The following is a 25,227-nucleotide window of genomic DNA, read 5'->3' as shown; positions in this document are numbered from 1 at the left end:
GTACATTATACAAGCCCAAAATTTCAAAAGCTTTTAAAGCACTACAAACTTGGTCAATCGATGTCACGTCGGGGAAACTGTTGGGATAACGCCCCACAAGAATCCTTCTTCGGACACTTAAAAGACGAGGTTGATTTCAGCACGACTAAAACGCTTCAAGAAGTACGTAATAAAATCGATCACTACATGGTCTACTACAATAATTACCGCTATCAATGGAATCTAAAAAAGATGGCTCCTGTACAATACAGAAACCATCTCCTAGTAGCCTAAACCCTTTTTTCAGTTTGTCCTTGACTTGGGGACCATATTAGCCGCTCCTTTTCATCTTTCATTTACGCTTGACAACGCTCGACCGCATCGCAGCGCTTGCATATACGTCCGATTTTCGATTGCTGCTTACAATCACCGCAGTTCGGGCAAATTGTGAAAAAGCTCGTGCCTAAACGCGCATTTTCACAAATGTTGCTTAAACCAAACTGTGCCGTAATCGATTCTTTATGAAACAGCCAAACGGCATCACGCTGCTGCTCATATTCACGCTCTTGCTCCTCCGTTAACAGCGCATCTTCCTTGTCGCTCCGCTTTTGCATTTTATGCAGCGGCGCCCCGCATTGGCAATCGCGCTGTCCCCATTCGCTGTCACATTGCTCATTCGTGCATACGTAGTCGCCGTTATCCATTTGTCGTCCTTTTGCACCACAGATGAAGCAGTGCGAGCGAACGCCGAGCTTCACAAGCTGCATGCGCATAAAGCGGCTGAAAAATGGATGCGTCGCGTTGCCCATCGTGTACGGAAACACACCGTACTTCATGTCACCAAACTGCTCAAAATGCTCCGGCGTAATGAAGTTCGTGCCGAGTGTGACGACGCGATGTAGCTGCTCATAACGAATATGTTGCTCGTAATCATCTGCTGTCTCAGCTGGATAGACGATCAACACATCGCGCGTTTCTTGCTGCACGACTTCCTTCTTTTTTTTGCGCTTTAGCTCCTCTTGCGGCTGTATAGTGCGCGGGTATTCATAAAGCGCATCAATATGTCGGTCGTCGATGCGTCGGTGAAAGCTCACGATGCTCGGCACGAATACAATCGTTTTTTGCATCTGCTCCTCGTGCAAAATCGCAAGCGTAATCGTATAATGCTCGCGGTGTAGCGTCAGCGCAATCGGCTCCGTTTCATGCGTTAGCGTAAACGAAGCAACGTCAGCGAACGGATACGTCGTTACATCATCGCTTAACGGTACGTGCAACGGTCCATCATGTACAAACTGCATGCGCTGTAGTTGACGCACGATCGTAAAAAATACTTCGTCCGTATAGTAGCGCGTATAGTCAATGAAGTCACTTTCCTTTTGTTGTCGCTGCAAGCGCGCGCGCATAAACTTGTTATACAAACGATATAGCGTATTGTAGTCTTTGTTGTAAAGGAGCACTTGGTTCGTCTGCACGAAGCCGTTCATTTTTTTTAGCTCACGGAATTGCTGTATCGTTTGGCGCACGAGACGATATAGCGTTTTTAGCTGGCGATGCACGTCGTCAAAAAACAGCTCATATTCGTTTAGCTCTAAGTTTTCATATTCCGCCTGTTCGCGCAAAATGTTAAGCATTACTTGGCGCTCGTTCGTCACCTTTTTCGTTTGAATCGTATGTAAATGCGTGCGTAGCTCCTTCAATATCGGTCGCATTTCGCGCTCTAAATGATACGCAAACGTGTAGACGAAGCGATTTTCGTAAATATCGATCGATTCTTCATTCACTTCTTTAATTAGTTGTTGCGGCACTGGTCGTCCGAGCGCTGAACGTGCCCACGTCGTCGTATCTTTCATAAAATGCTCGATCGTGCGCGGCGTAATGACGTCAAGCTCCGATGCATTGACGAGCATTTCCTCGCTAATGAGCTTCACTTTCGGTTTGCGCAAAATGTTTTGTAAATGCTTAATAATGTCGCGGCGATATACGTAATACCAAATGCCGTCCGCCTCGTGCTGTAGCTTCGCCTTTAGCTGCTCAAACGTCACTTGCCATTGCTCGTCCTCGTAAAACGCCTCGAGCTCGATTGCTTGCGCGTCGTTTTTTTCGACATATTGCTCGACGTTGCGTTGCCATTTACTAAATTGCTGCTGTAGTTTTTGTAAATAATCGGTCGTCGGCAAGAGCGCTTTTTCCGCATGAACGAAAAATGCCGCTTGCTGTTGCTGCCCGTCTAGCTCATATGTTAATACGAGCCGATTGTTTTCCTTCACCGACATGAACGTAAACGTCAACGCCTGCTCGTGCTCACGAAATGAATGAAATTGTTCATCGTTTATGCGCAACGTTTTCAGCGCGCACATGTCGTCACCTTCTATGCGAAATTCGTAGCGATATAAGCTGACGATTACTTGCTCGTCATGCTCATGAAACGCTGCATTTACCCAGCGATCGCGACACATAAAGCGAATGTTACTTTGCATGACGCTTCACCTTTTCAATGGCGCGCGCAGCTTGTGATGCTGGATCATTCGCTTGTACGATGCGAATAATATCGTCCATCGCCTGCTCAAATTCCTCGTCGTAGCTTGGCATAATTTTCGGTACAATTTTTGATACAATTTGCAAGTCAATTGCTTGCTGCTCCGACCATTTATTCGCCGCATACGTTTGTAAAAATGCTTGCATATGACGGCGTGGGCGATTGCCGATTTCAATGTATAAGCGCTCACTTAGTACGTTTAGCACATCGTCAATCGTGCGCAACATTTTCACCACGCTTTGCTTTTGCACGTTTTGTTGCTGCGCCTTAAAGCCTGTAAAGCTCACGGCTGGCATCGCTTCAATTTTCGAAATGTCCCCAATTTTTTCGCTAATGGCCGCTTGGAAGTCGAGCACTTGCGCACGGTCGTAAATTTTATCGCTTAACGTGTACGTTGAATCGTCCTCATTGATCGTACCGATGAAAAAAACGTTCGGTGGAATGCGCAGCTTATTGCCATCCATGACGTAATCCGACAATGCACCCGATGTACGTCCGACCGTATCGAACAGCTCGACAAACTGCTTGCTTTCCTCGAGCTCTAACTTCGAGTTGAAATCTGAGAAGTAATACTCGACGCGCGCTAAGTTCATTTCATCGAGCACGATAAAGTAAAACTTATCTTTATTTTCCGGCAGCTGTGCTTTTAATAAATTTTCGGTAAACTGCGTCGCCATGAAGCGGTCGTTGAAATGATTGTAAAAACCGATTAAATCCGTTTTGCTTTTCCAGTTCGGCTGCACCGCAATGACTTCGCATACGCCACCTAATGCGTGCGCCACAATTTTTGGCAAGCTCGTTTTCCCTGTACCAGAAAGCCCTTTTAAAATGATGAAGCGTGTGCTGCGCATCGCCGCTAAAAAGCCTTGCACCATTGCAGGCGAAAACTCGTAGCTTCCTTGCTCCGCCGCTTGTAAAATGCGCTCGTACGCTACTGCATCGCCTGGATATGTGGCGATCGACGGTGCGGTTTTCGCTGCTTGCTCAATTAATAACTGGAAGCTTTCAAACATGCGGCTCTCATCTGCAATCGCGTCCTTTTCCTTCTTTTGAAGACGCTGTAGCTCCGCCTGCAAGCTGCGCAGTCGAATTTCATAAAAGGCGCTTTTATTTTCCGCCGCCGTTACGCGCTCTGCATCATGAAGTGCTTGTAGCAGCTCATCTCGCACTTGCGCAAGCTCCATTTGCTGCTTGTCGTACAATGCGCTTAACGTGTCGTGCTGCTGCTTTAAAAATTCGTACGCCTCCTTTTGCTCCTGCAAGCGCGCCCAATCAATTTCTGCTTGGCGATACGTGCGCACGATGTCGTCAAGCCGCTTCACTTCTTGCTCGTACGACGTTTGCTTCGCTTCAAGCTCGGCGATGTAATCTTGTGCCAGCTCATGCTCCGTCAGCTTTTGCTGTAAATCTTTTGAAAACGCTAATACGCGGTCGTAGTTTTGCTGTAAACGGTCGAGTTTGCGCTTCATTTCCATCGCATCGCTTAACGAAAAAGCTTCCTTCATTTGTTCAAACGCTTCACGCTCCTCCTCTAGCTGCTCGCGGTCTTCTTCAATCGCTTCTGCCGCTTCGACTAATTGCCCGCGTTCCTCATCTAGCGCTTCCATTTCTGCCTTCGCGCTCGTCAATGCGTGCTCTAGCTCATCGTAGCGCGCTTGTAATGCATGTAGCTGCTGCTCTAGCTCCTCGACGCTGCTTTTACTTTCCTGCTCGGCAATCGCTAGCTGCTGTTCGTATTGTTGTTCTAATTGTTCATAATACTCCACGATCGATTGTCTTTTATGAAATTCTTCAATTTGTCGCTCATACGTTTCACACTTCTGTTTTAACGTGTCGTACTCAAGCTGCAAAAGCGATAATTCATCTGTTTTGTTCATCATCTATTTCCCTCCAAAAATCGAATAATCGCATATACGTCGTCATGTAGCTCATGCAATAGCTTATAAAATGCTTCGTCAGACAGTTGCAATAAATAGTCGTTATGATGCCCGCCGTGATCGTTACGTAACGACACGATGCGCTCTAGCTTTTGTAAATAATGCGGTGCTTCCTTCAGCTCGTTAAACCAATATTTCCGATGAACGCGGTCATGCAACAGCAACGCCGCCATATAGTCGCGATTGCCGTATATGTGCACGCGTTCGAGCGCACCGTATTCTACCATTTTGTTTGCGATCGTCTTCATGTTTGACTTCAAGCTGCTCGGCAAGTCGGTACGCAGCTCATAAAATAGCTTTTCGATGTAGTTCGGCAGCTGGCGTTTTTTATGCTCCTTTTTCCATTGCTCCGGCACGTCAAACGGCTGAATGCTTGCTACGAGTGGCTTCATCGTTGCTTCAATCGTTAAGTTAAAGTTGTTAATGATCGCAGGACGGCTCGCAACAAGCGATCGCTCTCCTGCCTCCGCATTCATGACTGCCTGCTCGCTTAACTGTAAATATTCAAACACGGCATCGCATATTTTCACACCTTGTAAGCGCTCCTCAATGCGTTCAAGCAACGTTTCCGCTTCCTCAAATTGCTGCGAAAACACGCTTTCACTTTCCGCAATGAGCCATTCGATTGCCTCTTTTCCTTTTGGCTGCGCTTCAATGACCGTTTGTAGCACGACAGACGGCTGCTTAATGAACGGTGAAATGACTTCCGGCTTTTGATACGGTATCCCTTCTACCGAATAAAATACGTCGCCTGCTTGTAGCTGAATCGGCATGTAACAGCCTTTCTTCACAAACGTAAACGGTCGCTTCTCAATCGAAATGTGCGTTACGTCCGCTGTTTTAATTGCCGCTTCCTCAACCGTGACACCTTCTTCAAAATATTTCGCTTTATGCTCATTGAAATTCGCTACAGCGAGCTTCATTTGCTCATCGCACGTGCTGCTGTCGTAAAACTCTTTACTAAACATCGTATTGCGCTCTAACATAAACGGTGGCTCGATGTCGTATGACGTCATTAATTCCCCTTCATGCACGTACTCAAAAAACTTGCAGCGCACTTCGTCAAAAAACATGTAGCCGCTTTTATATACGTGCTGTAACGGCTCTGGCTGATCGATCGTCTCGTACATCATGCCGTTACGTTCATGCACAATACCTTTCATTAACAAGTTGTTTAGCTCCTGCTCAATGACGTACGACCATTGCGGTGGAATATTTAATTTTTCCATTAGCTGCGCGCGCGACAATGGTTTTAATTGGCAAAGCTGTAACATCGTTTTTGCGACGATGCTTAGCTCCTCCTTTTCAACCGCCCAATATTTGACCGGCACAACGCTTACTGGATAGTAAACGTATTGCGTATCGGGCGCTGCTTGTCGATTTTTTTTAGCTGAAATGCTTAGCTCCACGATATCGATCAACGTAGCCACACTCCTTTACATAGTCATACGTTTGCTGAAACATGTGCTCTTGCTGCAACGTTTTATGATCACCTACGATTATTAGCAGCGAGCGAGCACGTGATAGCGCAACGTTGAAGCGGTTCGGCGAGCGTAAAAATCCAAGTGCCCGGCTCGCTTTGTTATACGTATTGCTGCGTACCGTCGATAAAATGACAATATCATTTTCTTTTCCTTGGAATGCATCGACCGTTCCAAGCTCCACTTGCTCTGCTAACCCGTTGCTACTTAAATATTGCTGCAGCAACGTCACTTGCTCACTATAAAACGTAATGACGCTAATTTTACCGATGTTTTTCGCATCCATTAATAGCTGCTTCACAATTGTGACGACTGCCTCTGCCTCCGCTTTGTTGCGATAGCGCCCTTCTTCACCGCCGAGCGCATGCGGCACGTCCAACCATGCAACGTGATGTCCGTCATACACACCGCTTTCGTTTGGCAGCGCGTCCTCACGTAAGCCATGCGTCAGCCCTTCTGGATAAAACAGCTCGCTCACAAGTTGCCCGATATGCGGATGCATACGGAACTGCTGCTTAAGCATTACTTTTTTCGACGATGGTAAACCGTTATATAAACGCTCGAACAAACTATATGTATACAGCTCGTCAAATTGCTCCTTGTCGATCGTTTGCTCCTTTTCAAAGTCCGGCTCTAAAATGTGCGGCAGCTGCTTATGGTCACCTACTAAAATGACTTTTTTACCGAGCGTCATCGGAATTAATAAATCGAGTGGATTCGCTCGCGCCGCTTCATCGATAATGACCGCATCAAAAATCGCATCGTACATACCGTGACGCTGCGCTACTGTTTGCTGACACGTCGCCCCTTTCACTTGTGCGTAGCGCCCCATCATTTCCGCAACGTCAAGCGGGTTTGCTTGCAGCGCCTTCGCATAATGCTGCAAAATTTCCTCTTCCTTCGATGCAAATGAAATCGTCGTTTGCTCGAGCGCTTCATGTAGCTCGACAATGCATAAACGTAACGCCTCTTTCACATCGTCATACGTTTGCTCCGGTGCTTGTACTTGCTGCATTGCCTTCTCATACATCCGTTGTAGCTGCTGCAACACATCGTCCATTTGCGCTAACCATTCGTCATTTTGTTTATGTAGCATCGCCTTCGTACGCAACGTTAATAACGTTTTTAACAGCTTCGAGGCGTGCTGCTCCTGCTGCATAAACTTGCTCATTTGCTGATGGAATGTTTGCCATGCTTGAATATGCTCACGATTTTGAATGCTAGCTGCTTTTTTTGGCAACGCCTCATACATATGCGTAAGCGACGTAGGAAATGCAGCTGCTGGCTCGTCATCGATAATCGGCAATGCATTAAGCAACTGCTGACAGCTTTGAAACGCCACAATCGGAAAGTCAAAATCACTCATTATATCTTCAACGTAATGCTGCAATCGCTGTATGTGCGTCGCCGTTAATGCATTCGTTTCAAAGCGCTGAAGCTCGATAAGTAGCTGCTCTAAAAATTCCTTTTCGGGCACTTCAATAATTTGGCGACTTTGAATCGGCTCAACGATGCGCTTTACAATTTGCTCATACGTTTTTAGCAGCTGCTGCTGATACGTCTGGCCGCCGAATCGATGTGCAATTACCCCTTGCTCTGTCAACCCTTGCATCGCATTATCAACCGCTAAATGCTGATACGACGTAATTAAAATGTCTTTTTGATTTAGCTGCAATAAACATTTCATAATCGTTTGAATGACCGACGTTTTCCCCGTTCCTGGAGGTCCTTGAATGAGCACGAGGTCGTTCGTATTAAGCGCTGCTGTAATGGCTGCCTCCTGCTGAAAATCCGCTTTTTTGCCGTTTACTAACGTCGGCACATTCGCCATCGGAAAACTGTGCGTACGCTGTGGAATCGGCTCGACTGTCGCTGGATTTGCTAAATATTTTCCTAAATCGGTAATGACCGACGTGCTTGCTTTCGTTTTTTTCAGCGCGTGATCGCGTCGACGCTGTGCTACTTCCTCTAACGTACTACTTACGTGCAGCGTCCCTTTTTTGTCATACGGCAGTCGCTCTAAAATGTCCTCAATCGCCACATCGACTTCCATTTTACTGCTAGAAATTGTACGCAATGCACCGAGTCGATACGGCTTGCCATTTGCTGTACATTCGACCGTAATTTGCTGCGCATATCGCTCCCATTCTTCAACCGTTTGCCCAGACTTTAACGTAAAAATAACTTTGCCGTATGCGACATCGAATTTCGTATACTGTAGCGGCTTACAACTGTCGACAATTTCGTTCATTTTTCGTCGCTCAAATTGCATATATTGCTCCCACGCCGCTAAGTAATGCGCCTCCTTTTCAAAGTGCAAGCTAAACGGCGGCTCCACGCTCGTCTGTTCCGACGTTCCTTCATAAAACGTCACGCGAGCGGCAAACACTTTCGCACTGCGCAACAACTTTTCTTTTTCATCCGCCTTGTACGTTATCGGCTCTTCCGCCTCCGCAAATAGCTGATCTTGCTCCCACTTTAAGACGAGCACAGTTGGCTTATGCTCCGGACGACCGAACAAATAATATTTACCATTTTTTTCATGATGTGCGATATAGACGAGCGGCTGCTCATATAAAGGCAACGTCACTGCTTCATATCGCTGCTCATGTAACGTTTGAATTTGCGACACGTTAATCGCAATCGTCTCACGCGCTCGCTCAATTTTAATCGGACGCACAAGCTCAACGGCAATCGTATTGTTATGGGACGCTTGCACCGATGCATAATACGGCAATGCGTGCTGCAAAATGTGACGAATGACGTTCCCTTCTTTTACATCTTTCACTTCGCCGATACGCTCATGCTCGACGTATGCAACGATTATATTCGCCTCATGACGGAATGTGACGCGCTGCCCGACTGCCCATATATCTGGCTGTTGAGCATAAACGTTCATCGTATAGTGCAAACCGTTTCCTTTTACGCGGTACATCATATCCCTCCTATTGTCGTCTCAATTTTTTAGTAATCTCTACAATTTCTTTTCTTAACGTACCTGTATCTTGTTTGTAACGCTCGACGATTTTTTTATATTGCTCTTCCCAATACGAGCTGCTTCCCTCTGCATTCGTTTTCAACTGTTCGGTGCCAATGTTCAACAGCTGTAGCTGCAATTCATTCAATTGACGGCGCAAGTTATGTTCGGTCTCTAACCGCTGATTCACTTCCTCCTGCAACGCTTGAATTTCCCCATCTTTTTTAGCATCTGACACGAACTGTTTAGAATGATCGATATATTGCAGCAACTGCATTTTTTCTTCTTCTAACTTTTTATATCGCTGATCTAATTCAAGTAAATTTCTTGCTTTTTGTTGATTCATTGTTGCTAAATTTTGCAAGCGTCTCATTAACTGCTCTACTTCTTTTTGCTGACGATCCTCTAGCTCCTTTAACTTTTGCTCCAGCTCGTGAACGCGCGCATTGTTCCCTCGTTCGATTTGCTCACTTTGCTGTAACAATTCTTTCTCCTTGAGCAATTCATACAACTTCTCCTGCAACGATTCGTTTTGTTGCTGAAGCTCCTCGGATTGCTTTGTCGACACGTTGCGCTGCGCCTCCTGTAGCTGCTCGTTATCACGTCGCAACGTATGATGCTCGTTTTTTAACTGCTCATATGCCGCTTCCATCGATGTTTGCTTTTCTTGCAATAGCGCCTTTTCTTCCGCTAGCTGCTCGTTATTATGTTGCAACGCATGATGTTCGCTTTTTAGCTGCTCGTATGCTGCTTCGATCGATGTTTGCTTTTCTTCCAATAGCGCCTTTTCTTCCGCTAGCTGCTCGTTATCACGTCGCAACGTATGATGCTCACCTTTTAGCTGCTCATGTTGCTCCGTTAATACATCATGCGCCTCCTGTAGCTGCTTCTGTTTATGCTCAAGCGTTGTAAAATTGTTCACTTGCACAATCATTCGCTGCTTCCAACTATGTAGCTCTTCCTCGCTTACACGCTGCTGCTCCACTAAATCGTCGTGTCGTGCTTGCAACTCCTCGTTGTGCGCATGTAAGCGACTTTCCTCCTGCTCGGCTTGTTGTAACACATTGCGCAGCTCTGTTATTTTATCGAGCGCTTCCTCATACTGCGCTTCAAGCTTTGTATGCGCTTCCTTTATTTGCTCATAGCTCGCCTCTGTAGCGTCGCGTTCCTCTGTCAGTTGTGCGACGACTTGCGCTTGTTCGGTAAGCTGTTCGTTCATATGCTGTAGCTGCGTCTCTAGCTCGTTTTGTTGCGCTTCGTGTTGACGTAGCTGTTGCTCTAATGCGGCTTGTTCCGCTTCACGTTGCTGCAAATCGTCCTGCAATGCGTCTACGTCTTGCAATAGTTGCTGCACGTCTAGTTGTAGCTGCTTCGTTTGCTCATACGTCGCATAAAAATAATCAGGATATTTATTCGGAAAGTGCTGCTGTAAAAGGGCCGACACGTCACGCTGAAAATCGGCACAGCACGCCGCCATTTGTGTATATGCTTCTTTCATATAATGCAGCTGCTCAATTTGTGCCATATCGCGCACATTGACGGTAAACATCGGATCAATGTATTGCTGTAGCTGGCATTTCAACTGCTCATGTGCTGCTAACAACGCTTCACGAAACGCTTCATTTTCCATTTCATCGAGCAAATAATGATATAAGTTCGTATAAAATGTGCCGACAAACGCTTCAAACACTTCGACGACATGCGGCTGCATTATTCGTTGCTCAAGCTCATTCATTTCGCTACCTCCTTCACTACCATACGTAAAAAACGAAGCTGCTTGGTTATTAATAGACACAGCTTCGTTTCATCACGTAATGGAAAGCGATTTTTGTCCTACTGTATCTTTCCAACCATTCACGACAGCGCGCTACTAAGCATTAATGATAAATTGGTTTTTATTACCTATATCATTATACAACATGTCTATAAAAATCAATACTAAAGGTCGTACAATAGATGTAAATATACTTATATTTTTAACACTATTTTGGCTCTTCACCCTAACTTTGGGTTGCTCTTCGTTGTGAGGCATGCTTTCCGCGAGAGTCAGCTTCTCCACTACGAGTAACATCGCATTTGATTTGTTCTCCCAAACTTTCGGTGATGAACGACTATGTTGGTTGCTCCAGCCGAAATCGCATAAAAAAAGAAGGTCGCAAGCATGTCGCTTACGCCTTCAATTGATTATAGCCCTTCCATCGTTACAACGACTTTTCCGTTCCCTGTGCCGTCAATGACTTCTTGGAATGCGGCACTTGCTTCTTCAAACGGGAATGCTTGACGTACGACCGGTGCAAATGCTTGTTGCTGCAACATCGTCGTCACACCTGTTGCTACTGCTTCGTACTCTTCTTGCGTCATGTTCCATAGCACCATACCGCGCACGTCACATTCCTTTTGCATCATAAGACGTGGATTGATCGTAATGTCGCCGCGATTGCCGATCACAACGATAACGCCGCGTTTTTTCACAAGCATTAAATCCGCCTGTAAATTGACGTTCGCTAAAAATTCAATAATAACATCTGGTCCTTCACCGTTCGTTACATCGAGTACAGACGCAACCGTTTCTTCTGTAATATGATCGAGTACAATATCCGCACCCGCTTCTTTCACAAGTGCCTTCCCTTCTTCACGACTCGCTGTACCAATAACGGTCGCACCGAGATGCTTCGCCATTTGTACAGCGATTAAACCAACTGCACCGCTTGCCCCGTGAATGAATACTGTTTGCCCTGCCTTCACTTGCGCACGATCTACAAGCGCACGATACGCCGTTAACGCTGGCACACCTAACCCTGCTCCTTGCTCAAATGAAACATGCTCAGGTAACGGGTGAACAGCTGTTGCCTCACATACCATTTCTGCTGCCATCGTTCCTGTAAACACTTTACTTTTACCACCAACGACAAACACACGATCGCCAACTTGCACATTTTTCACGTCTGCCCCAACTTCTACGACAACTCCTGCTCCGTCATTACCAGGTGTATACGGTAAATTCGGCTTCACCGCGTATGTACCTGTTGCAGTATACACATCGCTCGGGTTAATTCCTGCCGCATGTAGTTTCACCTTTACATGGTGCTCATGTATGCATGGCAGCGAAACGTTTCCGAGTTGCAGCTGCTCTGCGCCACCAAATTGTTTAATTAAAATTGCTTTCATGTTCCTCACCTCTCATTTATTATAAAACAAATTATCGGAATTGAGCGATTTTTTGACAACAATTAGTATAATAATAGAAAAGGAGGAATGTTGTATGTGGGGATTTGTCGTATTATTTCTTATCGTCGTAGCACTTGCAGCGTGGCTCACATCGTTTCGCTACAAGCGCACGCAACAATTTTCATGGATGCCTGCGATCATTTTAACGCTCGTTAGTGGCATAAACGCGCTCGTCAACTACATAACTGCGGACGGTTGGACATCGATGGGCTTTTTGTTTATGTTCATTAGCGTATCACTCGGTGGTTTCGTCGGCTGTGCGATTATGCGCAGCGTTTACGCAAAAAAAGAAAAAGCAGCTTGAGCTAGTTCAAGCTGCTTTTCCGTTCGTACTTACATTTTTTGCGCGAGCTTTTCAATTTCCTCTGCGCCCGCTGTTAACGTTTGGATTGACTCTGCAATTTCATGAATAATTTCAGACTGATTCGAAGACAAATCCATCGCCCCGTTCACAATGTTCACGACGTTTTCCACTTTTCGATTTAACTCTTGCAGCAGCTGATGAATGTCATTTACCGATTCGGCGCTTTGATCCGCAAGTCGCGTAATTTCCTTCGCCACAACGCCAAACCCTCGCCCAAACTCACCTGCACGCGCCGCCTCAATACCTGCATTAAAGCCGAGCACGCGCGTATTTTTCGCCACACTATTAATCATATCTAAAATTTTTGTCGTCTCTTCTACTTGCACACTCATTTCGTGCTGGGAGTTCGATAAATCTTCCATATAATTGATGAAGTTCGAAGACGAAGCGGCTAGCTGCGACGTCGATGTTGCAATTTCTTCAGATGACTGTGCAAATTGCTGTGCCACTTCCGTTAAAATCGTTTGCTTCGACGTACTGCGACTAATTGCTAAACCACCAACGACCTCTCCTGCCTTATTACAAAACGGTACCATCGTCGCAATGAGTGGCGCACCGTACAACTCCTTTGGTATGTACATCACTTGTGACTTCTTACTACGCATCACTTGCATGAGCGGCTCATTCGGCTGCAACGTACGTCCTTTTGAGCTTTCAATTGGAATTTCATCAGATTGTATTTGTTCTAATACCTTACTTCGATCCGTTACGACAATCTCCACATCGTCATTAAATAATTGCTTTATCGTCGCTGCTTGTTCCACATAAAATTGAACTGTTGTATCAAGCGCTTTTGCTTCCAGCGCATTCATTGAAACGCCTCCTTTACTTCATACTTCAATTATAAGCACAAAGAAGTGGAAGTATATAGTTTGAACTAAAATATTATCATTTTATTTTACATTGCATTACTTATAACACATGATTTAAAAGTGTGCCATTCACAATAATTCCAATAAAAAGAAAAAGATGTGCAAAATCACATTCAAATTTTGTACATCTTTCGTGTCATTTTGACTACTATTCAATTTAATTCTATTTTGCGACATATATAGCTACGAGCTTCAACTCATTTGCCACATACAAGGTGAGACTATAGCATATATGACGGTTGCAACGTCGAACTAAATTTCAATCCACTCACCTAATGCTAGGTGAGACAACTCGTTTAGGTGTTATCATATGTGCCACATCAATTTCAATCCACTCACCTAATGCTAGGTGAGACGCGATGGCGCGGATTACGTCCGACTTTTAGCAATTTCAATCCACTCACCTAATGCTAGGTGAGACACAACGTAAATGACGTTTACCCGCACGCGGACGTATTTCAATCCACTCACCTAATGCTAGGTGAGACAATGGCTGTCTACGATTGAAGATGCGACATTACAATTTCAATCCACTCACCTAATGCTAGGTGAGACGTGAGAAGCGATTAACGCTAGCTGAACGTATTGCAATTTCAATCCACTCACCTAATGCTAGGTGAGACAGTTTGCTACTGATTGACGTAGACGACGACCAGATTTCAATCCACTCACCTAATGCTAGGTGAGACACTCCGCCATCGCTTCGCTGATGTTTGCCTTAACGTATTTCAATCCACTCACCTAATGCTAGGTGAGACAATTTACCAATACATATCTGATTGAGAATCTTATTTCAATCCACTCACCTAATGCTAGGTGAGACTGATAGAGCTGCAAAAGTTCCACTAGCACCGATCCATTTCAATCCACTCACCTAATGCTAGGTGAGACACAGCAAGCGACACCTGCGGTGATGGCGAAAGCATTTCAATCCACTCACCTAATGCTAGGTGAGACGACTACGGGAATGCATACGATGTGGTGAGTGTCGAACATTTCAATCCACTCACCTAATGCTAGGTGAGACCCTGACGTTGTTTCGAATACTAGATGCTTACTTAATTTCAATCCACTCACCTAATGCTAGGTGAGACCGAAGCAGATAATGTCTCCAGCTTCCGTTGGTTCATTTCAATCCACTCACCTAATGCTAGGTGAGACCTCTGTATCAAATGGTAATATCACGCACACCGTCATTTCAATCCACTCACCTAATGCTAGGTGAGACCTTGCGACGATGTTATTCATTTGCGTACGCAAAATTTCAATCCACTCACCTAATGCTAGGTGAGACTATGGTGGAGCATTAAACACTACTAACAACAAAATGATTTCAATCCACTCACCTAATGCTAGGTGAGACAACCATTTCATAATCTCTCCTTTGACTACTCTACATTTCAATCCACTCACCTAATGCTAGGTGAGACGGTTATATCTAACGTTATTGATGTTAAAAATCGAATTTCAATCCACTCACCTAATGCTAGGTGAGACAAACGCAGAAGCGGCATCGAGAATATGCTACAAATTTCAATCCACTCACCTAATGCTAGGTGAGACGCAACGACACTAAAAGGGGTGCATGTTGGTGAAAAAATTTCAATCCACTCACCTAATGCTAGGTGAGACTGTTAATGTACCACCGTACAGACCGAAGCTATAGCATTTCAATCCACTCACCTAATGCTAGGTGAGACAACCGATGGTTGACGATACTGGCGCTTTTTCACTGAGATTTCAATCCACTCACCTAATGCTAGGTGAGACGTAACAGACGCAGAAGTTGTTGTAAACCGACCGATTTCAATCCACTCACCTAATGCTAGGTGAGACACTTGAGCAGCGCTATTTCCTTTATGTAAAAGTATTTCAATCCACTCACCTAATGCTAGGTGAGACGCGAGTTCGTATACAACCCATTGAAAGTAAGGCATATTTCAATCCACTCACCTAATGCTAGGTGAGACGGCATCTTGTTAGCTAGATACTTAACTGCAGTATTTCAATCCACTCACCTAATGCTAGGTGAGACTGCGATTTGTCGCAGAAAAACGTCTTTATCCTCCTAAAAATACAACTAATTAGAATAAAGGATGTTATAAATTCCATTATAAACCAAAAAATATTCAATTTCAGCTCTTTTTTTGGTGCGAATCGCTAAGGATTTTATGTTTACTTCCCATCCGCACCGAAAAAAGTAACTTACATCAAGCCATATTCCTCATCATAATAGTCTAGTGCGGATAACACTGCATATGTTTCTGTGCCACGTTCAACTTCCTTTATGATGCCTTGCTGTAGCATTTCTTCATAACGATTATGATAAACAAACACTGAATAGCGATTTAACGTTCGCAAGTCACCTTTTGTTAATGGACGATGTAACGCCAGCAGTTCTTCAACAACTTGTTCATTCACTAAAATGTTGCGACCGTTGCCTTTTTCAATGACGCTAAATTGTCGTCCTGATGTCGCAAATGGCTTTTGAAAATGATTTTCTTTATGCATTTCAAGAAGCTCAATTGCGCCGTCTTTAAAAATATTTTTGCGTGCCTCTGCTAGCTCAAGTAAATGAAACTCCCCCATTTCCACCTCAGTTAGCTCAGATTGATGCTCAAATTTTTGACGAATAAGTTTAATACCGACTTCTATTCCTAACCCGTATTCATCTACTTTCGGATTGCCAAATAGCTTGAATAGCGTCATACGTCCTTCTGCATTTTTGCCGAAGCGATTGACGCGGCCAGCTGCTTGCACAATCGAGTCGATACGCGAAATTTCCTTGTAACACTTGTCAAAGCTCAAATCCATACCGACCTCGATTAAATTCGTACTAATGCAAATGATGGGCTTTTGCTTAGTTTGCGCATGCTTGCCAACATGTTGTTTCAATATATCGACGGTGTCATTAATGTGCTGACGATGCATGTTCGTGGATAAATGCTTCAACAAAATCATCTGATCGAGCTGTTTTTCTTGCAGTGCGACTTTCATTTTTTCATACAGCAGACGCGCATCTTTCTTATAGTTTACGATAACGAGAATATTTTTAGCGGTTTGGCATTGCTGTAAAAGTTTCGCAATCATTTCATCATGCTCGATTTCTCGGTAAGGAGACGTAAACAAGTCGAACGTGACGCGGTTAAACGTATGTAATGTCTTTTCTGGTAGTTCAATGAGTTCGATGTCGTCTCGCTGAATCATTAATGGCAGCTCGTCTTTATATAGCTGTGGATTTAGTAAGTCCGGTTGTGTCGCAGTAGACAACACGACGCTACACCCGAGACGTTGCATCGAAAATTGCAGCACGTTTTTGAGTGGCACAACTTTACTTAAGCTGAGCGATTGAATTTCATCAAAAAATAAAAATGCATTACCTAAATATGCGATGTTTTTATTGCGTGTGCCGCCATTTTTGTACCATGACTCTAAATATTGCACCATCGTCGTCACAATCACAGGTGAATCCCAATCGTTTGACGCAGTAGCGTAACGGTTATTGTCTATCATTTTTTCTTCGTCAGCTTTTTCAAAAGTCACGTTGCTATGAAACTCTGCAATAAAATTTTCAAGCGGCACTCCTTCATAATAGAAACCTTTCACAATTGTACGCAATGCCTCTGCATTTTGTTCAATAATGCTAATGTATGGCATAATAAACACAATACGCTGTAAATTATTCGCAATCGCATGCTGTAATGCAAAGCGAAAGCCTGTAAAGTTTTTGCCGCTTCCTGTAGGTAACGTGAGCTGACGAATGCCTTTTTCACTAGACGCTTTCATACAAACTTTATCTGAAATGTCATTGCGTAACTGGAAAATCGCTCGCTCTTTTTCACTTTTAGCATCAAACGTCGCCTGCATGTGACGAAGGTTATGCTCCATTGCATGTAGCATCGCTTGCCATAACGCTTTGTTATTGCGTTGATGATCGTTTTTTGACGCACTGTTTAACTGCTGTTCTGTCCATTCACGCGCATCTTTTCTATCTGCCATCACTAATAAACTAAACAAATATTTCGTATACAATACTTGATCCATATTAATTTGCTTTTGCAACATATCTTTCCACTTACGTTCGTCCAATGGCTCGTGTAAACTCTTTAAAAATAGACGCTCATTTTTGTAATACAGCTCCTCGACATATTGTCTAAAGCCCTTCTTTAACATTTCCGTCAACCCACCAAGTCCGCAACTTCCGTTATGTTTCGGGCAACTTGTCGTATCAAAACCTTCACACGCATGTTTTGGAAAGTCATCTTGGAAAAACTTCAATATACGAGGTATTTCGTCGTGAATGCTTTTGATTTCGTAATCCGTTAGTTCGCCTGGCTTTTTTACACCTTGTGTTCGTTCAAAACCGAGCGCGTACGGTGTTTTTAATACTTCGCGCAATGACGTTTTCGCTTCAGTCGGGCGAACTTCGACGTTTTTTAGCCGCGAATGATGCCCGATAATAATGTTTGCAAGCATTGTTAAATAATCATATAACATAAACTCTGATACGTATTTTACTTTATGTGTCAATCCGCTTTTGTATGCGCTATACAACGCATCGACGTACTGCTGCTTGCTTTCGATATATGTATAATCGCCATTTCCGATAAATGTCCGTTGTAGCCAATTCCCTTCAAATGTCAGCTTGCGTGCATCAACACCTACTAAACGCATTAACAAATTCGCACCAAAATATGCATGATTCATCTTCGCTTTCGATGTTTCATCAAACATGTACGTCTGAAACGTCGGGCGATATTTCCCTATGTCATGTAACAAAGCAAGGAGGAGTAGACTTTCATCTAATCCTCCTGCATGTTGTTGACGCATATGTTCATACACATTGAGTAAATGCTCACTTAGTCGCTGCTTTTTTACTTCCTCACCGACACGTAACCAACGTGCATAAAATGTGCAATTTGTCATTTTAACTGGCTTACCGTCACCGTTTCAGGCAATGCTGATGGATCTAGCTCCACAACGTAATCATCTACACATAGAGGCATTGTATCTGGCTTTGGTGTGACTTTTAGTGCAGCGAAAATATCACCACTACCGATGTCACCAAGCTTTGTGCTATGTTGCCATTTAAAGACGTTCACAACGTTCATCGAGCCTGCTGGACGCGCAGCACTTGCATCGTTAATAAATAAATTTTGCAGCGCGTATTCTAAATCTTTAATGTCCTGCTCCGTTACGCCATTTTTCTCACCTTTTAGCATATTTACAGATACATCGAAGCGGTACAGTCCATGATTGACAAATTTACTGCTACCACCCATCGTATCGTTCTGCCCTTTCGCTGCTTCACGCTTTGTTGGAATTGCCTTCGTCGTCGCATGCTCCTCGGTCTCAATTGGGTAAATCGACGTTGCACCTGTTACCGTAACAGCACCGTATACGTTTGTGTTTTTTAAGTCACCTTTTTTAGAGCCAAGCTTATATTTCATATTCGTTGTAATAACCGAGCCGAATAAACGAATATCCATATATACCTCACATAACACCTTCTTCACTTCACGCTCAAAATCTAGCTCGCTTGCAAATGTTTCTTTACTGAGCTTTTCGCTTTGCTCTACTAAAAATTGAATTTTTTCTTCTGGGTATTGGAATTCTTCTGCCTCTTTGTCTTTTGATAAATAAATCACGTTACCTTGTGCAGCGAATAAATCCTTCATTTTGCGCTTTAATGCATTTTGCGTCACAAAGCCGTAGCCATTACTATCTGTGCGTGGTAAGTTATCACCATCTGGATCCCCGTTTGGATTTGCTTTTTTCACTTCGAATAAAACTGAATATTCAACCTTTTCCATGTATATCGTTCCTCCAATATTTTAATCTTCTAGTAATACGTCGCTATGTAAATCGTCGTTTGCTTGCGGCTCTTGTACTGTAGCGTTTTTTTCTTGTTTGTTACGTGATCTTTTCAATTTAATATCGTGTAGCTGCAATGAATAACCGAGTAAATATTCTTGCTTTAGCGGAACATTTGAAAATCCATCGTCTGGCATATGCGCTAAAATTTCCGCAACATTCGCTTCAAAGAAATGAAGTGATTTTTCTTTTTTGTAAACTCGAATTAAACGCTCATAAATCGTTAACCACGTATCAATCGGACGGTTTTTCATCATTTTCATTCGCTTATGTGCAAATGTCACTTTGACTGATGATTCCACTTCATCTTCTTCCTTAACGTTCCCTTTTTTCTCGCGAGCATATGCTACACTTTGTTCAAACGAATGAGCATTCGCAAGCAACGCACCGAATAAAAAATCACGGCTTCTATTTTGTAATGTAAAGTTCAATTCATACTCTCCTTCGTAATCATTTTTGTTAATAATGGCGCAATATAGCCACAGCTGCTCATCATACGATTGCTTATCCGTAGACGGCTTCTTTTTCGCGGCGTTGTCCAAAATATTTTGCTCTAACTCCTTCACAAGCAGCGTTGGAATGGCACGATTTTCGAGTTTATGCTTAATAAGCTCGTTTGCAAACCGCGCTCTCTTTTTTTGTTCAGAGCTATTCACGAGTACACCTTTTTTCGCAAATACTAAATCAAGCACAGCTTTATGTCCTCGCTCAAAAAACGATACTGCTTCGTTCCGTTTATTCACCCACAATGTTTTTCGTTGCCAGTCGGTCACGGTGCCGTGAAACTTGCTCCCGTCGATATACAAATGATTTGTCACAAACATACGTCCATTGTCTGGAATACTATAAAATAATACGTTGAACCCACTTAGTGTTACTTCATCGCTCATGACTTGTCGTTTCCCGTTAATAGCATTTTGGAAGTACGTAAATTCGTTATCTTCTTTTGTTGAAAGATCATCTCGCCAGCCGAGGATTCCGCCATCATTAGTTTTGATAAATGAGCGATTCTCTTGTAGCCAATCAAGAATAGCAGCGAATTTCATTTCTTCAACTGCATCGAATTGATACAATTGCTCTCGGAAATTACCTTTCGTATGTTTGTCTACAAAATTTGTAGTAGAAAATAATTTAGATTTTTCGATATTTGTTATACTTTTCTTTGCTAAATATTGAATTTTTTTACCTGTCAATGCACTTACTGTTCCGTCACTTTGCGTAAAAAGATTTTTTTTATATGTTGCAAAAGACTGGTATGTGTCCTCACAGCGCCATACTTCTGTTCGATGTTCTACATTAATGCGATAATTTAAGTTTTTTTCTTTCGTTTTGCTCATTACTTCTGTAAACCAGTTCGTGACTTTGTCGTTGAAGCTCCCCTTTTCCGACTGCAGTGGAAAATCAGGAAAAAGTTTTTCATCATTTTGTAGTTGTTCCGTTTTTATCAGTTGTGCAATAACCGTTTCGAATTGCTGAATCGCTTTATCATCTGGCTCTATGAAATATTTTTCATAGAAGCATTTAATGGCAGTAACACTTTCAGGTAATGGCTCAATTTCAGACCAACTTTCAAACGCCTGCAAACGATGCTTTATTTTTTCTTCTGCTAAATATTTAAAGCTATCGTACAAAATATACGGCGGTGCATTAGTACCTGACCTTACAAATTCATTCGCATCTCCTAAATACGGAATTTTTTTCAGGCTAAGTATAATCTTTTGCAGTTCGCCCTCAGTATTAATGACAAATTCTACACCTGTTTTCCGAAAAACGGAGAAAATCGGTAGCACAGAATAATTATCCGTTTCCTCACTATCCCTCAACCCGACTTCACCATTTGCATCTAGTTGATCGTAGTAATCAACAAACTTATTTACTAAATACATATTCTCACCTCGTTTCGCTAAAACTGAATAATGCCATTTTTCATCACTGGCTCAATAAATTCATTGATACCCACACGTCGACCGTTCGAATATTGAAAGCTATGAAACATTTTTTCAAATGTAATAGTGCCGCTGTTATCGTAAAAACCTTCATCTTCGCCAAATTTACATGGCTTCACATATCCTGGACAGTCCGTCGTGCCGAGCCAAATATCGTATCGACCGCCACGCTTCAGTGAACGTTGCAGCATATTGCTATGTTTTTCAACGTTACGATCTTCCTTTAAATCTTCTCGTTCCTCGTTAAATTCAAAGCGTGCACGCACTTGATATTTAACATCTTTTAATACGGTGTAACTCGCTTTTAAACGTTCATTCACATAAGTTGGCTGTAAATGCTCATGAATGCCTTGCTGCTTCATACGTTTCGTTTCACGCAAATGCAGCACCGAATATTCTTCAGTGCGTATTTCATGCATTACACGTACTGCTTCGATGACATATTTAATTGTAGGCTTCCAGTAAATATTTTCGAGTATTCCTGTAATCGCCGAGTATGTAGGGACTAAATAACTTACTTTATAACCATTCATTGATGAGTTCGGTGTCGAAAACAATGCCTGCTTGCCACTCACCTCAAACTCCACTCGCTTGAACTTTTCCATTCGTTATCACCATCTTTCCTTGCACATTCTTCTACTACATAATGACGCGACAAATATCACCTTATCTCATTTATTAAATCAAAAAACCTTTCAAAATAGCTACTAAAAACACATATAAATTCATATTTTTACCTCATTTTATTTTTTTACCCATAAAAAAAGACTCCATCTAGAGTAATTAACTTTAGAGAGAATCTTTTCATCAATGTTTAAGTTGTTGATTCACCTATGCTAGGTGAGACGTAGACGGGCAACCATGCGCAAAGATGCGTCAATTTCAATCCACTCACCTAATGCTAGGTGAGACTATGACGGTGTCGCATCACCTTTCTCCCACTTGATTTCAATCCACTCACCTAATGCTAGGTGAGACTAAAAAAAGTATAAGCGTAATAACCAGTAGAGAATTTCAATCCACTCACCTAATGCTAGGTGAGACATAATCGTTCGTTTCCCTTCATCAGACCAATGCAAATTTCAATCCACTCACCTAATGCTAGGTGAGACGAGCGCCATACTTAATGATTTAATTGAATCTGAGCATTTCAATCCACTCACCTAATGCTAGGTGAGACTCTCCTTTTCGCACAAACAAAAAAGCCAGTTACCATTTCAATCCACTCACCTAATGCTAGGTGAGACCCATTTGCAACGCACTTTACACGCCCAGCGCTTATTTCAATCCACTCACCTAATGCTAGGTGAGACGTGCAGCGTGTGATATACACACTGCTTTCCAACGCTATTTCAATCCACTCACCTAATGCTAGGTGAGACGATTACTCCGTCGCCAGATCTCTTTCAGGTGAGCAAGATTTCAATCCACTCACCTAATGCTAGGTGAGACTTTCACACGTTGTTCCGCTTCTGTAAATGCTGTACATTTCAATCCACTCACCTAATGCTAGGTGAGACTTTGCGGGCTAGACTTCACCTCATACTTACTAATATTTCAATCCACTCACCTAATGCTAGGTGAGACCCCAACTCGTACATTAATGGTCGTTTAATTCCTAATATTTCAATCCACTCACCTAATGCTAGGTGAGACCCGTATTCGCCCATCATTTTTTTGATGACGTTCACATTTCAATCCACTCACCTAATGCTAGGTGAGACCAGATACGAATTAAAAGCGCCTACCATCTTTTTAATTTCAATCCACTCACCTAATGCTAGGTGAGACGCGGTGGCAGGAGCGAGAAGCACGGTACTTAAAATTTCAATCCACTCACCTAATGCTAGGTGAGACAACTTGCATACGTGTTGCGTCATTTTCGTCGATTATTTCAATCCACTCACCTAATGCTAGGTGAGACAGAAAAAGCAAAACAATTACTAAACACATTGGAGATTTCAATCCACTCACCTAATGCTAGGTGAGACCCACACGTCGTAAACATCATTACCAATAGGATCATTTCAATCCACTCACCTAATGCTAGGTGAGACGATACTGAACGCGAATAAGATAAAAGCATTTTTGATTTCAATCCACTCACCTAATGCTAGGTGAGACTTGGGGTCTTTCATACCGCAAAAGCACTACGGCATTTCAATCCACTCACCTAATGCTAGGTGAGACGAAATAAGCACCGTTGATGGACATGCTGCAGCATTTCAATCCACTCACCTAATGCTAGGTGAGACCGTTTTCGGATTCCTCTACGGCTTCTAATTCTTCCATTTCAATCCACTCACCTAATGCTAGGTGAGACTGCCAAAAACGCAAAAAATATGCCATTTTCAGCAAATAAGTATGTTTTTTCTAAAGCACACTGCATTATTTGCCCTACAATCCATTCAAACATGCTCACATTTACCACGCGTTATCGGTGCGGATAGTGCGGTGTTTTCATGTTCACTTCCGGCTCGCACCGTCGTTCATCGTTTGGATTTCATGCAACGTACTTATGAATAGTTTATGCTATTTTCTATTTAATGGCAACAAAAAAACGACTACCTCAGTAGCCGCTTCCTTTTATATTAAAACTGTGAAAGCCAATTTTTCACATGCCTCGCTGCGTAATCTCGCTTGCACGCTTGCCATGAATCGTCTAGCCCAATTTCATGTACTTTTTCCTCAAACTTGTCGATCGGGCTTGGGCTGCACAACGCGGCGTATAAAACCGGCTCAATATCGTGCGCTTGGCGATTCGTGAAGTCCGCCATTTCTAAATATAGCTCGCGCGCGTCTTTAAACGGCACATAGACGAATTGCCCGTTGTCGCTTTCATCTAATTCGTCCTCTAAAAATAATTCTTCTGTCGCCGGCTTGTAGACGAAACGAAATAATGTGTCGCCTGCTAAGTAAGCATCAATTAATGCGTCTAGCTTTGTCATTTAAATTGCTCCTTTTTCAACAGCTTATTTCTTTATATTCTCATACATTTCCACGTTATGCTATGATAATAATCGATCGATAAAACAAGAGGTGGAAACATGACAGAGACAATTTTAATCGTCGGTAGCGACAATGCATTTGGACGAGCAGTAGCGGAACATTTTTCAGCGAGCACGATCATTCGCCTAGACGAGCAGCTACACAATATAACATTTTTAAAACAACAAGTCGAACAGCTAAAACAAGCGCACGACACGATTGACTACGTGTTCTTTTGCCACCGCGAAAAGGCAACGAGCCAATGGACGACGACAGAAGAAAATGTCGAGCGTGCCTTTGCGTACAATTATGTAAGCCGCCACATTATTAGCTACGGGCTCGGCGATCGCATTACGAAGGCAGTTGTGTCGATTCACCGACGCGCAAAAGACGAAACCGTATACGTGCGCGACCTTGAGCTAAAAGACAGCTATCAAAAAAGCAAGGCAAACACGCACATTCGACGCCTCATGGATTTATGGGCTGTCCATTTTCACGAAAAGCATGGGGTGTTAACGATCGGCTTTGACCCTGGCACAGTGAAGGAGCGCGCGTCATTTTTCACCGCTCTTTTTGCAAAGCCTGCCGCAGTTGCGTTTGAACCGCTTTGGCCACTGCTAGAGGAAGAGCCGAGCATCGTACTCGTTAATGGCAGCGAGCGCATTGACACGACTGACCGAACTTACCACCCAGGCAAAGCATACGAGGTATTTATGGAAACGAGCCGCAAACTTGTCGTTGCCCAACATACGCAAAACGTCATGCAAGCAAAAGCCACAACAACAGTTGCCAAACCAATCGAGGCTGAAGTTGCTGAAACAGAAGAAGTTACAGAATTAAACCTCACGATCGAAGCTACTAAAGCCGCCGACGTACACAAAACACCAATCGTTGAAGCAAACGAAACAGCTAACTGGAAACAGCAAGCGTTCCGACAACGTAAAAAACGCATGCAACAAAGCTTCGCACAACGCAAGCCATTCGCGAACCGCAGCAAGTTCACGCAGCGCAAGAAGTTGCTGAAGTAAATGATAAAAGGGAATGC

At 43.3% G+C, this 25,227-nt stretch carries 15 protein-coding genes and 2 CRISPR repeat arrays; of the genes, 3 read left to right on the top strand and 12 right to left on the bottom strand.

The genetic code is table 11. From position 1 onward, the window contains the following. Nucleotides 1–273: IS3 family transposase (locus tag A6K76_RS16520; RefSeq protein WP_139108669.1), on the top strand; the 273-nt coding region annotated here is incomplete at its 5' end. A gap of 62 nt (nucleotides 274–335) precedes the next feature. Here the strand turns inward: A6K76_RS16520 and A6K76_RS08290 are convergent. The 6 genes from A6K76_RS08290 to A6K76_RS08260 all read right to left on the bottom strand — a co-directional run bounded on the left by A6K76_RS08290 (nucleotide 336) and on the right by A6K76_RS08260 (nucleotide 12,078). After that, on the bottom strand, nucleotides 336–2,456 hold the full coding sequence (locus tag A6K76_RS08290; protein ID WP_066464004.1) for a DUF2357 domain-containing protein: 2,121 nt from the start codon (nucleotides 2,454–2,456) through the stop codon (nucleotides 336–338). Beyond that, on the bottom strand, nucleotides 2,446–4,395 hold the full coding sequence (locus A6K76_RS08285; RefSeq protein ID WP_066464003.1) for a hypothetical protein: 1,950 nt from the start codon (nucleotides 4,393–4,395) through the stop codon (nucleotides 2,446–2,448). The genes A6K76_RS08290 and A6K76_RS08285 overlap by 11 nt, the downstream gene beginning before the upstream one ends. Further along, nucleotides 4,392–5,873 (bottom strand): hypothetical protein, encoded by a 1,482-nt coding sequence (locus A6K76_RS08280; RefSeq protein ID WP_066464001.1) that lies wholly within the window; start codon nucleotides 5,871–5,873, stop codon nucleotides 4,392–4,394. Before A6K76_RS08280 ends, A6K76_RS08285 begins: the two co-directional genes overlap by 4 nt. Then, complete coding sequence (locus A6K76_RS08275; RefSeq protein WP_066463999.1) at nucleotides 5,839–8,868, bottom strand: DEAD/DEAH box helicase family protein; 3,030 nt, start codon at nucleotides 8,866–8,868, stop codon at nucleotides 5,839–5,841. The genes A6K76_RS08280 and A6K76_RS08275 overlap by 35 nt, the downstream gene beginning before the upstream one ends. Before the next feature lie 10 nt (nucleotides 8,869–8,878). Continuing rightward, complete coding sequence (locus A6K76_RS08270) at nucleotides 8,879–10,645, bottom strand: coiled-coil domain-containing protein (protein WP_066463995.1); 1,767 nt, start codon at nucleotides 10,643–10,645, stop codon at nucleotides 8,879–8,881. 449 nt (nucleotides 10,646–11,094) lie between these two features. Beyond that, nucleotides 11,095–12,078 (bottom strand): NADPH:quinone reductase, encoded by a 984-nt coding sequence (locus tag A6K76_RS08260; protein ID WP_066463986.1) that lies wholly within the window; start codon nucleotides 12,076–12,078, stop codon nucleotides 11,095–11,097. Between the two features lie 94 nt (nucleotides 12,079–12,172). Here A6K76_RS08260 and A6K76_RS08255 point away from each other — a divergent pair, with 94 nt between their 5' ends. Next, a complete protein-coding gene (locus A6K76_RS08255; RefSeq protein ID WP_066463984.1) occupies nucleotides 12,173–12,442 on the top strand; it encodes a hypothetical protein in 270 nt (89 codons plus the stop codon). A 29-nt stretch (nucleotides 12,443–12,471) separates the two neighbouring features. Here the strand turns inward: A6K76_RS08255 and A6K76_RS08250 are convergent, their stop codons facing one another. From A6K76_RS08250 to A6K76_RS08225, 6 genes are all read right to left on the bottom strand, one after another. Then, nucleotides 12,472–13,314 carry a methyl-accepting chemotaxis protein gene (locus tag A6K76_RS08250; protein WP_066463982.1) on the bottom strand — a complete coding sequence of 281 codons (843 nt, stop codon included), beginning with the start codon at nucleotides 13,312–13,314 and terminating at the stop codon, nucleotides 12,472–12,474. 316 nt (nucleotides 13,315–13,630) lie between these two features. Beyond that, nucleotides 13,631–15,409: a CRISPR direct-repeat array (repeat unit 33 nt; unit sequence ATTTCAATCCACTCACCTAATGCTAGGTGAGAC). Between the two features lie 170 nt (nucleotides 15,410–15,579). Continuing rightward, nucleotides 15,580–18,300 carry a CRISPR-associated helicase/endonuclease Cas3 gene (locus tag A6K76_RS08245; RefSeq protein WP_066463980.1) on the bottom strand — a complete coding sequence of 907 codons (2,721 nt, stop codon included), beginning with the start codon at nucleotides 18,298–18,300 and terminating at the stop codon, nucleotides 15,580–15,582. After that, nucleotides 18,297–19,187 (bottom strand): type I-C CRISPR-associated protein Cas7/Csd2, encoded by an 891-nt coding sequence (gene cas7c / locus A6K76_RS08240; RefSeq protein ID WP_066463976.1) that lies wholly within the window; start codon nucleotides 19,185–19,187, stop codon nucleotides 18,297–18,299. The genes A6K76_RS08245 and cas7c overlap by 4 nt, the downstream gene beginning before the upstream one ends. Before the next feature lie 21 nt (nucleotides 19,188–19,208). Further along, nucleotides 19,209–21,134 carry a type I-C CRISPR-associated protein Cas8c/Csd1 gene (locus A6K76_RS08235; protein ID WP_066463974.1) on the bottom strand — a complete coding sequence of 642 codons (1,926 nt, stop codon included), beginning with the start codon at nucleotides 21,132–21,134 and terminating at the stop codon, nucleotides 19,209–19,211. A 17-nt stretch (nucleotides 21,135–21,151) separates the two neighbouring features. After that, nucleotides 21,152–21,799, bottom strand: a complete 648-nt coding sequence (cas5c, locus tag A6K76_RS08230; RefSeq protein WP_066463972.1) for a type I-C CRISPR-associated protein Cas5c — start codon at nucleotides 21,797–21,799, stop codon at nucleotides 21,152–21,154. Nucleotides 21,800–22,073: 274 nt separating this feature from the next. Continuing rightward, nucleotides 22,074–23,517: direct repeats of the CRISPR family, unit length 33 nt; unit sequence ATTTCAATCCACTCACCTAATGCTAGGTGAGAC. 268 nt (nucleotides 23,518–23,785) lie between these two features. Next, the gene (locus A6K76_RS08225; protein WP_066463968.1) at nucleotides 23,786–24,142 is read right to left on the bottom strand and encodes a hypothetical protein; all 357 of its coding nucleotides are present in this window, start codon (nucleotides 24,140–24,142) and stop codon (nucleotides 23,786–23,788) included. A 99-nt stretch (nucleotides 24,143–24,241) separates the two neighbouring features. On the opposite strand from A6K76_RS08225, the gene A6K76_RS08220 reads away from it, so the two are divergent. Beyond that, on the top strand, nucleotides 24,242–25,210 hold the full coding sequence (locus A6K76_RS08220; RefSeq protein WP_066463965.1) for a hypothetical protein: 969 nt from the start codon (nucleotides 24,242–24,244) through the stop codon (nucleotides 25,208–25,210). The last annotated feature ends 17 nt before the right edge of the window (nucleotides 25,211–25,227 follow it).

Source organism: Caryophanon latum (genome assembly GCF_001700325.1).
In the GTDB taxonomy this organism is placed as follows: Bacteria; Bacillota; Bacilli; order Bacillales_A; family Planococcaceae; genus Caryophanon; species Caryophanon latum.
The sequence above is the reverse complement of the archived record's forward strand: the minus strand, read 5'-3'. Positions and strand labels throughout refer to the sequence as shown.